The 14276-nt window shown below is 54.4% G+C and carries 13 protein-coding genes; 5 read left to right on the top strand and 8 right to left on the bottom strand.

All coding sequences use genetic code 11. From position 1 onward, the window contains the following. Nucleotides 1-131 precede the first annotated feature (131 nt). The 7 genes from NXC14_RS16630 to NXC14_RS16605 all read right to left on the bottom strand — a co-directional run bounded on the left by NXC14_RS16630 (nt 132) and on the right by NXC14_RS16605 (nt 8486). The gene (locus NXC14_RS16630) at nt 132-578 is read right to left on the bottom strand and encodes a DUF488 domain-containing protein (RefSeq protein WP_085779079.1); all 447 of its coding nucleotides are present in this window, start codon (nt 576-578) and stop codon (nt 132-134) included. Continuing rightward, nucleotides 578-1192: a DUF488 domain-containing protein gene (locus tag NXC14_RS16625; protein ID WP_198175462.1), complete on the bottom strand. Its 615-nt coding sequence runs from the start codon at nt 1190-1192 to the stop codon at nt 578-580. The genes NXC14_RS16630 and NXC14_RS16625 overlap by 1 nt, the downstream gene beginning before the upstream one ends. Beyond that, the gene (locus tag NXC14_RS32480; RefSeq protein ID WP_157131423.1) at nt 1192-1857 is read right to left on the bottom strand and encodes a hypothetical protein; all 666 of its coding nucleotides are present in this window, start codon (nt 1855-1857) and stop codon (nt 1192-1194) included. Before NXC14_RS32480 ends, NXC14_RS16625 begins: the two co-directional genes overlap by 1 nt. Nucleotides 1858-1971: 114 nt before the next feature. After that, nucleotides 1972-4287: a type I restriction endonuclease subunit R gene (locus tag NXC14_RS16620; RefSeq protein WP_085779077.1), complete on the bottom strand. Its 2316-nt coding sequence runs from the start codon at nt 4285-4287 to the stop codon at nt 1972-1974. Next, entirely contained in the window at nt 4284-6134 is a 1851-nt protein-coding gene (locus NXC14_RS16615; protein WP_085779076.1) for a restriction endonuclease subunit S, read from the bottom strand. Before NXC14_RS16615 ends, NXC14_RS16620 begins: the two co-directional genes overlap by 4 nt. Beyond that, the gene (locus tag NXC14_RS16610) at nt 6131-7576 is read right to left on the bottom strand and encodes an N-6 DNA methylase (RefSeq protein WP_085779075.1); all 1446 of its coding nucleotides are present in this window, start codon (nt 7574-7576) and stop codon (nt 6131-6133) included. Before NXC14_RS16610 ends, NXC14_RS16615 begins: the two co-directional genes overlap by 4 nt. A gap of 1 nt (nt 7577) precedes the next feature. Continuing rightward, nucleotides 7578-8486, bottom strand: a complete 909-nt coding sequence (locus NXC14_RS16605; RefSeq protein WP_085779074.1) for an HNH endonuclease signature motif containing protein — start codon at nt 8484-8486, stop codon at nt 7578-7580. A 161-nt stretch (nt 8487-8647) separates the two neighbouring features. On the opposite strand from NXC14_RS16605, the gene NXC14_RS16600 reads away from it, so the two are divergent. Then, entirely contained in the window at nt 8648-10291 is a 1644-nt protein-coding gene (locus NXC14_RS16600) for a DUF6119 family protein (RefSeq protein WP_198175461.1), read from the top strand. A gap of 235 nt (nt 10292-10526) precedes the next feature. Further along, nucleotides 10527-11096: a site-specific integrase gene (locus tag NXC14_RS16595; RefSeq protein ID WP_085779072.1), complete on the top strand. Its 570-nt coding sequence runs from the start codon at nt 10527-10529 to the stop codon at nt 11094-11096. Between the two features lie 5 nt (nt 11097-11101). Here NXC14_RS16595 and NXC14_RS16590 read toward each other — a convergent pair whose 3' ends face one another. Next, the gene (locus NXC14_RS16590; RefSeq protein ID WP_085779071.1) at nt 11102-11497 is read right to left on the bottom strand and encodes a DUF6626 family protein; all 396 of its coding nucleotides are present in this window, start codon (nt 11495-11497) and stop codon (nt 11102-11104) included. A 120-nt stretch (nt 11498-11617) separates the two neighbouring features. On the opposite strand from NXC14_RS16590, the gene NXC14_RS16585 reads away from it, so the two are divergent. From NXC14_RS16585 to NXC14_RS16575, 3 genes are all read left to right on the top strand, one after another. Then, nucleotides 11618-12085 (top strand): hypothetical protein, encoded by a 468-nt coding sequence (locus tag NXC14_RS16585; RefSeq protein ID WP_085779070.1) that lies wholly within the window; start codon nt 11618-11620, stop codon nt 12083-12085. Nucleotides 12086-12447: 362 nt separating this feature from the next. Next, the gene (locus tag NXC14_RS16580; protein ID WP_085779069.1) at nt 12448-13434 is read left to right on the top strand and encodes a hypothetical protein; all 987 of its coding nucleotides are present in this window, start codon (nt 12448-12450) and stop codon (nt 13432-13434) included. Nucleotides 13435-13513: 79 nt separating this feature from the next. Continuing rightward, nucleotides 13514-14269, top strand: coding sequence for a hypothetical protein (locus NXC14_RS16575; RefSeq protein WP_085779068.1), 756 nt, complete (start codon nt 13514-13516; stop codon nt 14267-14269). Nucleotides 14270-14276: the final 7 nt, after the last annotated feature.

The following is a 14276-nucleotide window of genomic DNA, read 5'->3' as shown; positions in this document are numbered from 1 at the left end:
GTTTAGCCCTTCTGCTAACTATGCGCTAAGTTGCGCCCCGTTTTCAAGAGCCTTGAATAGCAAGGTTCCTGTTGACGGTGGCCGGTGCCGCAAAGCGGTTTGAGACGGTGGGAGTCACACGATTCAAGCTCTTAAAGATGGCGAACCTTTAAAGAACCTCCCCATTTTCCGTTGAGATATTCACAAACAAGCTGCCGGTGGCAATTATGAGGCTTTGCTTCAGAGCACAGCAAACATGCTCCGTGAAACGACCCAGGAGTGTATCGTTCTTCGACGTGTCGTAATTCCATCAAGTTCATAAATCGAGCTCGATAAGTATACCAGTCGCCTTTTTCTTTCTTAAAGGCTGTAAGCATAGCTTCTGTTGGCGCCAGATTTGGCTCGTGAGCATAATCTATTTCAGCAATAGTTTTCAAAAAAAATCTTAGATCGTTGGCTTTTGCGAAGCCTGCCAACTGAGAGGTATTATTCAAGCGGACGTCTAACAATCGTTTGACGCCTGCATTCTTTAGTCGTTCAAAGAAATTCTGGGCCGTCGTCTGCGTAAAACCAATCGTAAATGTATCAACTTTTTCCATTAGTACGTGGCTTTCCGGTGTACTGGCAAAGCGTATGCGACTTTGCTGGCTCGATCACGATATGCAGCTGATAGGCGATCTTGCGCAGGCATGAACAAGTCTCCAGTAGTGTTGCCGAGCAGAGCGAGAAGATTGTCTTCTATATGCCGGTGAGAACGTATCCGACCGTCCGACAGAATATGACGCACGTCGAGGCCGTTTTCTTTCAAGGCTCTGCCGACCAAGAGGCAACGATGACAATCTAGCGGATTGTGCTCTGAGCACATAAGGGCGACCTGATACGTGCGTGCGCCTTCAATTACCCTGGAAAGCCCCCTCTTGAACTTATCGGCCTTCGCCATTTTTTCATAATCGGCTACCCCTTCACAAAAGAAATCAGGACTTGTTGGTCGCCCCCCCAACTCTTCTCCGAGAAAAGAATACTCTATACCGTCCTTTCGAAGCTCGCGCTTTAGGGTATCCCCATTAAAATGAGAGAAGTGTTTGGAGAATGGGCTGCTACGAACATCCGCAATAGCGGTGATTCCGGCATGTAGAAGCAGCGAGAGGAATTTCTCATAAGTGTGCGTCGAGTGACCGATGGTAAATAATGTCGATTGCGTGTTGGAAGACATCACCAGTGAATCCCGTTTAACATCGCATAGCAGTAGGCGGGCGGATTACCAAATGCTCGCGCTAACCCAATTCTCACGTGCAAATGCTGGTTTGGAACAAATTGATTAACCGCTGCCAATCCGCCAGTTCGCCATACCTGCTTCAGTTCTGCACTCGAAACTGCGATCTTGTATTCATTCTGGCCATCATCAACTATAACCTTCAGTTTTCCAAATTCCTCTACAAACGACACTTGGTTCTTATGGAGCCGCAGGGCTCCTAACGACGGCCCTACGGAGTTGGCAGGTATATGAACGCCTTGTAAGACACCATTCCACTCACTGTTGGCAGCTAATTGTGGACCAAAAGCGGCTTTGAGTGAATTGCTTACAGCGGGCGCGCCAACGCCCATCCAATTGAAGGGAGGAGACGAAACTAACTGAATTGTGGTGGGGTCCACAGGCGTGTCTTCTGTTCGATGGGGAAACGCTCCGTTGGGTGGGTGACCGTTAGCTTGAACTTTTATAATGGTCCCAGGTGCAATCTGGTGTTGGATCAGCAATGCAGCGGTCCAATTTGCTCCATTAGGGAGAGGACGAACCATTGAAGACGTTGCCGAACGCCATCCTGCGACACAAAAATTCCCGGCATGCATTTCGGTAACGTCGGTAATTAGCAGCTTCATAACACCCCCCAGATACCGCAGCGATACATGGATCAATGCTATCTTTACGCGAAGAAAATGCTAGATCATGGACAACCGTTTCGTCGAATTTTTAGAAAGGATTGGCCAACGGACTCAGGAATATAGCATCGGCTGGAAACTTACGAATGCTTCCCTTATCCTCCGTACGTTGCCGCCAAGTGCCGCAGTGGCGTCAGGTAGGCCGCGGTATTTCAGGATCATCAGGTCCGCCAATTTGTCTTGATCAAGCTCCTCTACACCGCGCTCAACGTATTGAAATAGTACGAAATCGAGGAACGCTTGAAGGTTGTCTTCATATTGGGGCAAGATAACAGTCTTACGCGTCGCAACCCGTTCCGCTCGCGTTATGGTCGGTAGGGCGAAAGCGATATAGGCGAGCACGTCAAATAAGTCGCTTTTCTCTGCGTCGATCATACGACGGATTTCGCTAAGCTGCTCGCGCCCATAGCCCCGGTCGTTTAAGTTATCAAGAAGCCCTTTGCGCGTCGTGGGATCGCCCCAGAGCTTGCGCAGCTCGGCCTCGTCCTTAAAGAGGGCCGGTAGGTCCCCGAACAGACGCTCGATGAATTCCGCTGCCGATAGAGGCCGCCCGTCGGGGCTGTAGAACATTGTCGCCGCGATATGCTGAAGCGACCGCTCTTTGCCGTCCGCGAGTCTTATTTTAATGCGGCCTCCAGACGGCGGCGGATCGACGATGGTGCCGCTATCGTCGCCGGGCTGTTTGGGCGGGCGCGGAGATCTTGGCTCGTCAGGTTCCGGCGGCTCGGCGGGTTCGCCGTCCCATTCAGGATCGGAGAAATGCTGGTAGGCCTTCACGAAATCATAGATCGTGAAATAGTCCTTCCCGTCGTATAGCCGCGTGCCGCGCCCGACGATCTGCTTGAACTCGATCATCGAATTGACAGGACGCATCAGGACGATGTTGCGCACATTTCGCGCGTCTATCCCGGTCGATAGCTTCTGCGACGTGGTGAGAATGGTGGGAATGGTTTTTTCGTTGTCCTGAAAGGTTCGCAGCCAGGTTTCCCCTTCTGCCCCATCGTTTGCAGTCACGCGGACGCAGTAGTTCGGATTGGTGCTGGCCTTCATCTGGTTGATCAGGTCGCGTACGGCGGCGGCATGATCCTGCGTGGCGCAAAAGACAATGGTCTTCTGATTCTGGTCGATCATTTCCATGAAGGTCTTGACGCGATATCGCTCGCGTTCGGCGATTTCAATGATGCGGTTGAAATCGCCTTCCGTGTAGCGCTTGCCCGTCTCGACCTCGCCTTCGATCACGTCGTCATCGCTTGTATAGACGTAATCATCCAAAGTCGTGGCGATCTGCTTCACCTTGAAGGGCGTCAGGAAGCCGTCATTGATGCCTTCGCGCAGCGAATAGGTGTAAACCGGCTCTCCGAAATAGGCGTACGTATCCACGTTGTCCCTGCGCTTGGGCGTCGCGGTCAAGCCGAGCTGCACAGCGGGCGAGAAATACTCGAGGATGCCGCGCCAGTTGCTCTCATCCCGCGCGCCGCCTCGATGGCACTCATCGATGATGATGAAGTCGAAGAAATCGGGCGGATAGTCGAAGAAGGATGGAGACGGCACGCCTTCCGCGTTCGTCCCGGTCATGAAGGTCTGGAAGATGGTGAAGAAGACTGATCCGTTCTTGGGAACGCGGCCTGTCTTCCTGATCTTGCCGGGGTCTATCCGCACGCGCGCATCGTCGGCGAAGGGCGAGAATGCGTTGTATGCCTGATCGGCAAGAATGTTCCGGTCGGCGAGGAACAGGATGCGCGGTCGGCGGGTCGGTTCGCGGTTAAGGCTCCAGCGGGCGTGATAGAGCTTCCATGCTATCTGAAAGGCGACGTAGGTTTTGCCGGTACCGGTGGCGAGCGTGATAAGGATACGGCTCCCGCCTGCTGCCACCACCTCCATGACGCGGTCAATTGCGATGTCCTGATAGTAACGCGAGGTCCACGAGCCACCTTTATCTTCAACCGGAACCGCGGCAAAACGGTCCCGCCAGACGTTTTCCTCGGCGTATGTCCAATCCCAAAGTTGCTGTGGCGTTGGAAAGCCGAGCGCGTGTCCTTCCGCGCCGGTCTGCATATCGGCCTGGTACACACCAGTGCCGTTAGTTGCATAGGTGAAGCGGATTTGCAGCTTCGCTGCATAGGCCTTTGCCTGGGCAAGCCCTTCCGTCACATGGGCACCGCGCTTCTTGGCCTCGATAACTGCAAGACGTTTGCCGCGATAGATCAGGACGTAATCGGCTTTGTCTGCCTTCCCCCGACGACCTGCGCCTTCTAGCCGCCCCGCGGTGATCTGAAACTCGCGCGCGACGCGGGTGCCTTCCGCCACCCCCCAGCCGGCGGCGGCCAGAGCCGGGTCAATTAGCTCGGCGCGGGTTTCAGCCTCGTTCACAGAAGCGCCTCCTGGCCGCCGACCCGTTTGCCGGAACCGGTCGGGACGAGTTGCCCCGTCTTGATTCGGCGCAAAGCGTTGAGAAACTTGCTTTGCGGAATTTTCAGTTTGCTCGCATGCCAGTTCTCACGCGCCTCGTACAGGATTTCGGCATCGGACGGCTGTTTGCCGTCCAGAAGGAGATTGTTCCAGGCGGCATGCGTCGTGGCGAAGACCTCCGCCTCTTCCGAATCCATCGGCACCAGCAGATCGACGACACGCCCAATTTCGCCGCGATGCGTCGCAAGCCGCGCGAGCGCGCCGGCATAGAGCCGATCGAACGATTTTCCCTTGACGAAATCGTAGCCGCCGCCGTGACGTTGGACGAAGGTGAAATAGTCGTTCTCGGCGGCCCATGCCTCGGCCTTGCGCATATGCGGGCTGTCATTCGGGCCGGCGGCATCCTTGATCGGCGCCCTCCCGAGTTCCACACCGCCGATGCTCTCGACGAGATGCAGAACCTTCTGACCTTTCACCCGGCCGAATGTCCGGTTGCGGTTGGCCGACTGATGCTTTGAATATGCGAAAGCGAGAATGTCAGCCGTAAACGCTGGGGTCGTCGTATCCGCCACTGCCGGAACTTGGACCGTGGCAGCAACCATCTTTTTAGAAGCGAGCTGGCCGGAAAAGGCTTTGCGGAGGGCAGATGCTCTTAGCTCATAAAGCTTATTTAGCTTTTGCAGGTAAATTCTCTGGAGCTGCTCCCTTGCGTCCAAAGTTCGATTGAGTCTTTGGGCAACATCACGCTGAACCGAAATGTTAGGTATCTTCAAATTGTACGCAAACATGTGGTTACGATTAACCTTTGGCATTCCTGCGCGACCAGAACCTACTACAGCGTAATCTGTAAATTTCTTTGTCAATAGAAGAAAGAAAAGGTAATCCTTATCAAGCAATCCTTTGTGCGGCGAAAGGGGATAAACATCGGCACTGCACAGACCAGAGAAACTCGGCCTCGATACCTTCATAAGGTACGGTCGAATTTTGCTGTATAGAACCATAGATTGGTCAAAAAGGAATTTTCCAGAAATCAAATTCTCTTCTTTTGCCGTCTTTAGGTCTATTAGTTCATCCGATTTTGAGACCATGTTGGCGCCTCCAACATGAATCAGATTCTCAAATTCATTTAGCCTTGGATCGACAAGGCGTGATGTAATTTCGCAGATTTCGGAGAAAATATATTTTTTTCCGCCAGATTCTACTCCGTCAAATAATGATTGCAGTTCACTGTCGAAAAGCTCATCGGCATCTGCAAGGTTGCGCTCCGTATTAGAAGTAGCCTTGGCGATCCCCTCGAAGGTTTCGTCGAGAATAGTGACGAGGTGCTGCTGCTCGATAAGGGACGGGATTGGTATTGGAAACTGTCTAATCTCTCTCTGATATAGATGCGGCGTAGTCGCGCCATCTATTCTTTCCTGAACCAGAGCTTGAAAAGCTGGGCTTGAAAGATAGTAGTAGAGGAATTTCGGAACAAGCCTTTCGCCCGCCCGTATCAACAAGAGCGAGGAGTTGATCGTGGCTGGCCCGGGAAGGTTTCCCACAATGCCTGTTTTTCCAATACCCGCACCATCCTTACAAATTAATACGTCACCCTCTCGGAGCATGATTTCAGGACTCTCGTCGTACCGGGCTTGGCTGATATGGTTTGCGTCTCTGAAATCAACCTCTGACCCATAGTTAAGGCCGTGCACGGACAAAAAATATGGCCCCTCCTGCGTGTATTCCTTAGCTGTCAGCCCCTTCCAACCGATACGACCCGCTAGGTAGGCGACATCTTCAAGACGTTTGATATGTGTGGAGGGGTTCACAGCATTCCCCGAATGGTCTGGAGGATTTCTGCGCTTTCGGCATCGAGGGCGATCATCTCTTCAATGATGTCTTTCGGATCACGGTAGGCTACCGTTTCCTCGCGGTTCGGGTTCTTCACCGACATATCGAAGGAAACGGGGTGGATATCGCCGACCTTCACGATCCAGCTCTTCTCGAAAACGTGGCGGGTAGCTTGCAGGCGGACGAACTCTTCAAAATCCGCATCCGTAAGCGCCGTGGTCTTGCCCAGGCTGCGGCCGGGATCGAGCTGGTAGTACCAGGTTTCCCGCGTCGGCGCCCCCTTGTCGAAGAAGAGCACCACGGTCTTGACGCCCGCGCCCTGGAACGTCCCTTGCGGACAATCGAGGACGGTATGCAGGTTGCAGGTTGAAATCAGTTCCTTGCGAAGCGCGGCAGCGTCGCCATTCGAGAGGAAGGTATTCTTAATGACCACGGCGGCGCGGCCGCCGGGCTTGAGCATCTTCATGAAATGCTGAAGGAAAAGGTAAGCGGTCTCGCTCGTGCGGATCGGGAAATTCTGCTGAATCTCCCGCCGCTCTGACCCGCCGAAAGGCGGATTGGCGAGTATCACATCCTTCTGGTCCCGCGGCTGGATGTCGGAGAACGAACGGCCGAGTGTGTTGTCATGCACGATGTCCGGCGCCTCGATTCCGTGCAGGATCATGTTCATGATCCCGATGACGTACGCGAGGCTCTTTTTCTCCACTCCTGAAAACGTGCGTTTTTGCAGGGTATCGAGATCGGCCGTGCTCTTGGCCTGCCTGGAAAGGTATTCGAAGCCTTCGCAAAGGAAGCCTGCCGACCCAACCGCGCCGTCATAAACGGTTTCTCCGATCCTCGGCTTGACCACCTGGATCATGGCACGGATGAGCGGGCGCGGCGTATAGTATTCTCCGCCATTGCGGCCCGCATTGCCCATGCGTTTGATCTTGACCTCGTAGAGGTCCGACATCTCGTGCTTTTCGACGACGGAGCCGAAGCGCAGTTCGTCGGTAAATTCCAGCACATCGCGCAAATTGTAGCCGCTATTGAACTTCGGCTTGATCTCGCCAAATATCTGCCCGATCTTGTATTCGATGGTCTGCGGGCTAGATGCCCGCTGCTTAAAGCCGCGCAGGTACGGGAAGAGCTGATCGTTGACGTAGGCGATGAGGTCGTCGCCGGTCAGCGCGTTATCGCGGTCCAGCGATCCGTCGGCTTTCTTCGGTGCAGCCCAACGCGACCAGCGGTGTTCGTCATCGATGATGAAGCGGTAGGGCTTCCCTTCCAGTTCAGCCCTGGTCTCACGCTCAACCTCAAGATCGTTAAGATATTTGAGGAACAGAATCCACGACGACTGTTCCGTATAGTCCAGCTCGGTAGTGCATCCCGCCTCTTTACGAAGTGCATCATCGATACTCTTGAACGCTTGTTCAAACATACTACGCATTAACCTTCGGACGAAAAACCTGGTCATGATGATATTCGAGCGCCTTGGCAGAGGGGCGGACCTCTATCAATGCGGGAACCGTCACAGGCTGGCCTTTCATTTTCACATATTCAACATCTTTTAGCTTTGGGCTAACCTGCAATTGCAAGCTGCTATCTATTGTTATCAGTCCGCTGTCAAAAAGGCGATGGATGTCAGCGCGCATGCAAAGCCCATTTTGCGGATGGTCGCTGCGAGAATCGACGTATGGCTGAATGTGCGCTGCTTCTAACAACTCTTCTTGCGTTGAACCCGTTATGCAGCAGCGATGACCGTAGTTGCGGAGGATAACCTGGCGAAATACAGCCTGTCCTTTTCTATCTTTCCGAGAAACTTGCTTCTTCGTGCCGGTTCCAGCTATTAACGTGAAAGGCGTCTTGGCTAATATTGACGCGCCAAGGGCGGGAGCGAGCAGATCCACGTCATTGAAATATTTTAACTTTACTACCTGCCGAGGGAAGAGGTGCCCTACGTTATCTGGTGCTACAAATTCATCGTCATTGAGAAAAACAGCTTCGCGAAGTAGTATGCAGCCGATTCTTGGATTACCGCTAAGCGTGGCGAGGGAACGTCTCGCGGTGAAGTTTCGCACCTTGGCAATTAAGTCTTCTTTGCTATCAAGCCCATTACCTATTCCGAATTTCTCCCACGCGTCTTCAGCAGGCATTTCAACATAGCTATCGAAGTTTCCGTAGCCGCCGACTTTCCGGATTGGATGCTTCAAGAGGAAATAGAATCTATCATTGACCGTTAGGCGGCGCACATTCCAAGGCGTTGGCGTCCAAAAATTGACTAACCTTGGCACGGGACCAGTTTTTAATCGGTCGAACCAATCCAAATCTGTGGGTGCGATTGCAAACATATTGCCTCCTGAGCCTAACCCGATCGGTTACAGATGATGGGAAATTTAATCAGGTGATCGCTGGGTTGTCGCAGCGTGCCTGGTTGGCTTTAAAATCAGTGGTTGCCTTTGTATACACGACGTCACATCGTGTCGATGCAGAAATGGGCATCGGAGGAGCGATGGCAAAGAAGTCATACACACTGCATTTGGCCAAGCCCGATGTCGAGGATTTTGCCCAGTTGCTGTCGGAGGCCGCGGCCAGCAAAATCGGAACTCCACTCTTACACATAGTTCTCCGGGAGGATTTCGCGGAAGGGGCGTGCCTCTATGTATTCGACTCTCGCGAACTCCCGCCGAAGTGGTTGCGGGAACTGCGCGGTGAATTTCAGATACCGGGAAACATCCAGACCAGTTCAGCATGTGCAATTCTTGCTTTTCGCCAGTCTGAGCGGATTTTTGCTGCAACTTTCGCACATGGATGGATGTACCTCGCTGAGGAAAATTTCGAGGGCGATTTCGGTCTGCGCGCCGCAATCAATGCGTTGGACGATAGCAAGCTCAAGCGGCTTGAGCGCGCTAACCTTGGCGATGCTATGAGAGGAGTATCACTCTCTCCGTTTCAGCGTGATCTGCGCTCGTTCGGACTCGATGACGCGCTGGATCTTGTTCGCAAGGTAAGCGGGAAAACACGAGACGATACTCTAGCAGATTCGCTAGCGGGCGCTCGCTCCCTCAAGGTCACGGGGGAGTACGATCTCAACGATCTCCCTGAGATAGCGGCAGAGGCGCTCGGGTTATTCACGGCGACGCGCTATCAGGAGACTGCTTTCCAAATACTTGATGTCGTGACGCCAATCGCGGATAACCGTCTCATAACCATACTGGACAACCTAGCGGCAGAAACCATCAGGCAGGGTCAGGCAGACTTTGAGCTCGGGCTGCCGGCGAACCACGATGATGATGGAGTCGCTTATTGCTTTTCTGGCCCCCGATTGCGGGGCAGGTTTCCTGATCTTCTTATGCGGCATTACATATCTGCGCTGGGAATGCGGATTGCCGATGTGGACGCCCAAACCCTTAGGGACCATAAGATAATTGCCGAATTCGAGGATGACGCGCGGCCAGATCAAAAGTGGTCAATCCGCAAGGCTCTTGTCGGCTCAATGGTTTACGATGGTGGGCGATATGCGGCGAACGAAGGTGAATGGTACCGGATCGATGAGATTTTTAAGACCGCGATCGAGGAAACTTACGACAATCTTGTGATGGGTTGGGACAATCCGCCGGTACCTCTCCGCAAAGAGTACGATGAAGACGGTAATGGCCGATATCAGTCAGAGGCAAGCTATAACGCGGAGCGTGCGACGGCACTTGGCTATGTTCTGCTGGACACCCGAAGCGTTAATATTCCCGGCGTCCAACGCTCGGATTTCGAGCCGTGCGACATTCTTGATATTACTGGAAAGCGCTTCATTCATGTGAAGAAGAGCTCAAGACGCTCAAGCGTCCTTAGCCACTTTTTCAAACAGGGATCGAACGCTGCGCAGAATTTCAAACGGTATCCTGCAGCATGGGACCAACTTGTTGCCCTAACCGCGGAGATTTCCGGTGCAGATGCGTCATATGCGCTGACGGTCGCGCTGGCGGATGTCGATCGGGCCTGGACTGTGGAGTTCTGGATCGCCGATACGCCGCGGGCGAATGGCGCCTTCAATATTCCATTCTTCAGTAAGATATCCTTACGGGACGAAACTTCTCGACTTACCGCGATGGGTTACGGGGTGCGCATTCGCTTCATCGGTTTGGAGGCGGTTGCCATCTAATTCGGAAGCTTGGCGTCGTTCTCGCCCTATGGTCAGATATTTCTCACGAATGCTTCGAAGACTTGATGTGATCGGCGAGACCTAAGAAAACACGCAAATCCTGACATTCTCGCTTGCTGCGGCTGGATAGCCTTGATCCAGCAGAGCAATTTCCCGCTGGCAATGACCGCTCGCCCTTTCAGTCCATCGGCAACATAACGGATGGCATGGAAACGCTGTCTTTTGTGAGGTTCTGATGAAGCAGGCTCGGGTCCTGACAGACGCCGAATTCAAACGAATGCTGGCGGTGGTCGCACAGATGAAGCATGCGGGCCGCAACCGGCTGGCGCTGATGCTGTCGCATCTGGCAGGTCTGCGGGTCGGTGAGATTGCCGCGCTGACTGTTCGGGATATCATCGACGGCGATGGTAAGGTTCGGGAGCAATTGCGGCTCAGCGCCGAGGTTACCAAGGGTGGCCATGCACGCGTTGTCTTCCTCAACGACAAGCTGCGCCGGGAGATCGAGCGATATGCCGGCGAGCACCTTGGCGACCGGGCGGCAGACACGCCGTTGCTGATGACGCAGAAGCGCACGGCGTTTTCCGCGAACACGCTCTGCCAGCTAATGGGAGAGCTTTATCGGAGCGCTGGCCTAGACGGGGCGACCTCGCATAGCGGCCGGCGCTGGTTCATCACGCGACTTGCCCATTCAGGCGTCAGCCCGAAGGTCATCATGACGCTGGCGGGGCACCGGAACCTGGCCACGACGCAACGCTATATCGATGTCCGCGACGAGATGATGAAAGCCGCCGTCGATCTGCTGTAGCCATTTCAGTACCGAACGCTGGGCGCTAGGCTGCTGCGCACGATATCAAGCCAATTCGCAAGCAGGCGCGCTTTCCTGCCGGTCCCCGGTTCAGCCGGACAGCCATCCTCCGCGATCCAGCCGACCATCTCTCTGCGATGTGCCTGCTCAAGCTTACAGCGGCGAAGCTGTTCCTCAAGCTCGCCGGCCTGGATGTCGATGTCGTTGATGTCGGCGGCGATTCTATCGCGCAGATGCGCAACGACCTCCTGCGGCACATTGCGGTCGCGGGCGCTCATTGATGTCAGATAGCTCGGACCTTTGCCGAGCATACGGGTGGAAAACTCCACCTTGCTCTCAACGAGCCCTGCTTGATGCATGCGCTCGTAAACCTTCTCCAGAAACGCGATGTCGTGCGTCATGTCTGCCTCCCTTTGATATCTGTGGTTTGCGCCTGTTTGACACGTGTCCGCGCAGCTCGCCGCTAAATAACTGAGTTATTTACCAAAACAGTGCTGCTCGGGTAGCAGCAGGGAGACGACATGGAGCAGAACACCAAGGAAGGCCGCCAACGCTTGCGCGACGGCTATATCGAGATGGCCGAGCAGATGCAGCCGAACGCCTTCGTCACGCTGGCGACGAACGGCAGCGGCGACCTGCATGAGATGACGCGGCTGATCGGCAAATTCTGCGGCATGATGGACCGCGAGCTTTTGGGGCACAAATGGCATACGCTGCCTGCCGAAGAACGCACCGACGGCATCTTCTTCATCGAGCATACGAAGACGAACATTCACGCCCATGGGTTGCTGAAGTTCCCCGACTGCCCCGACGCCGACCTGTCGGTGCTGACCGCGTTCAAATGGAGCCGACTGACGCGCGCCGGGGAAACCAATTTCCAGCCGATCTACGATGCAGGCGGTGTCGCCGGATACTGCACCAAGGAAATGCAGAGTTTTTCCTTCGACGGGGACCAAGTGGTTCTCGTCCGTCAATTCATGAAGCACTGAACCATAGACCCGCAACGAAACCGTGTGGCCACGCCTGCGTTGCATTTCCTGCGGATCGATCGTCTGGACATTTCATTGTTGCTCTCCGCAGAGCCGCAATGGAATTCTACCAACAGATGATAGATGGTTCAGAAGAACCACAGACGTCTTCATAGCGAATGCATCGAGCATTCACAGCGTCGAAGACCTCAGATACTCAAGTATCAACGTCAGCATAAATCCCACCCTATGATCCGTCCGGATCGAATTTTCCCAAAAGAAATCACCTCTTGTTTCAGCCTAATAGTGCGTTAGGCACTACCGTTTAGGTTTGGCCGATGGCATTTTCCTTCGTGTAACGCGAAAAATTAGACTTTCATGATATGAAGAATGCGAAACCGACGATCCTTGACCTAATCCGACGTGCGCGTCTTGTACGTCGGGCATTTCGGATAGACACCAGCGCGGAAATCTCCGAGAACACGGCTGAATTTCATGAGCGCCTTTGGCCTCTCCGTAGTTTGAAACCCGAGGACGACGGGTATTTTCTCGATATTTTCACCCCAGACCCTTTCGAGACCGACCCCGACGAGATCAAGCGCCAATACGCGCTGGAAACCATGACCCTCGTTTGGTTCAAACTTCAGACCCCCGATTTTGACGAAGCGAAGATGCGCGAAAACGCAGCCGCTTATGAGCGCGGTGTTCGCCTCACATCCGCTGAGCGCGAGGCGCATCGCAAGCGTGCCCGCGCAGATGCGGAAGGACTGAAGCGCGACGGCCTCTTGCCGTCCGAGCGCCGGCAGTACGAAAGCTTGTCCTCGTTTGAAAAGAACCGCTTTAATTTCCCTATCAGCACCGAGACTCTGGAGCACAACGCGCACCTCACGCGCGCGAAACGAGCAAGGTTCTTTAAGGACTACGACGAGGGTCTGTTAGAAGGCGGCGATCCGAACCACACGCAGCTCGTGCGCTATCGGACACGCTGGCGACGCGATCATGTCGTGTCGGCATGCGCGATGGTCGAGGATATTGCCGATTGGATCGATGCGCAGATGGCTTTGCCGCGTAATCGTCGCGACAAAGACCTCGACATGCTGCAAAGGCGTTATGCTCGCGATGAACTGCCGGAGACGCGGAGCGTGATTGTGACGCGCAGGGAAAGCGCTTGGCTCGCCGTGGCAGCAACCACGGCTGAACAAGTGGCCAGCGGAAGTGCGAAACACGAAGCTCGACCACAAGTCGCCATGAGCGCGCTTGCGGCCTTCGGAAAATACGAATTGGCCAAGGACCGGGCTATGAAGAGCAAGATCTGGTCGAGCGCGGGTTCCCGTAAATCCCGTAACCTACTGATTTCACGTTTTTTATAGCCGTCCAACTGAACTGCTAATTTCGCGCCCTCAGCCTAGAAATGTCCTTGTGATCAACGCCAAACACAAGGAGATTTAAATGGCTTTTATCACTCTCGACAAGATCACCAACGAGGCGATCAAGACCGTTCTCACGGACGCGGACGCACACGTTCAGACCTATCTGGACAATCTGCGTACGGCGAATAAGTCGCTCTACGTGGCGATGCAGGACGCTTACCGTCTCAGCCAGACCCACGACAAGGTTGCCCTGCATAAGGCGGCGAAGGAGATCAGTGTCAAGTTGCAGACGCTTGCGACGGGCGAACTCGCTGCCGTCAAATTGGTGTTCCGCAACGCCGATCCGTCGAAGGCCAGTGCCTATAGCGCGGTGCTGCTCAAGGGCGCCGCACTGAACATCGGCGTCGATGTCTTCGCCAAGTGGATCGAAGATAAGAATGGCATCGAGGCTATTCGTCGTGCTGACTACGAAGCACTGAGCGAGGAGAACAAGGCCGAAAAGACTGCTGCCATTGCCAAGGCAAACGGAGCAATGAAGGCTGAGCGGAAGGACGCCTTCATCATCCCGCGCCCTAAGGAGAGTGCTTGGACACTCCCGGTTCACTCCGAGTCCAAGAAGGCGGTTTGGTTCGTCACCGAACGCGCGAACGGCGATTTCGAAGTGGTTGCGGTTCACACCGGCAAGGGTGCTATCGACGCGATGACCAAGCGGGTCGGCGAGGCGCTGGCAAACCCGGTGAACGTCAAGGACTTCAAGGTCATCCTGAAGCCCGCGCAGCCGAGCACGGGTGAGCAGGACGCGGCCAAGGATCGTCTCGCTGGCAAGTCCGAGTGAGCTGATA

Source organism: Rhizobium sp. NXC14, assembly GCF_002117485.1.
GTDB lineage: Bacteria > Pseudomonadota > Alphaproteobacteria > Rhizobiales > Rhizobiaceae > Rhizobium.
This window is presented reverse-complemented; position numbering and strand designations above follow the sequence as displayed.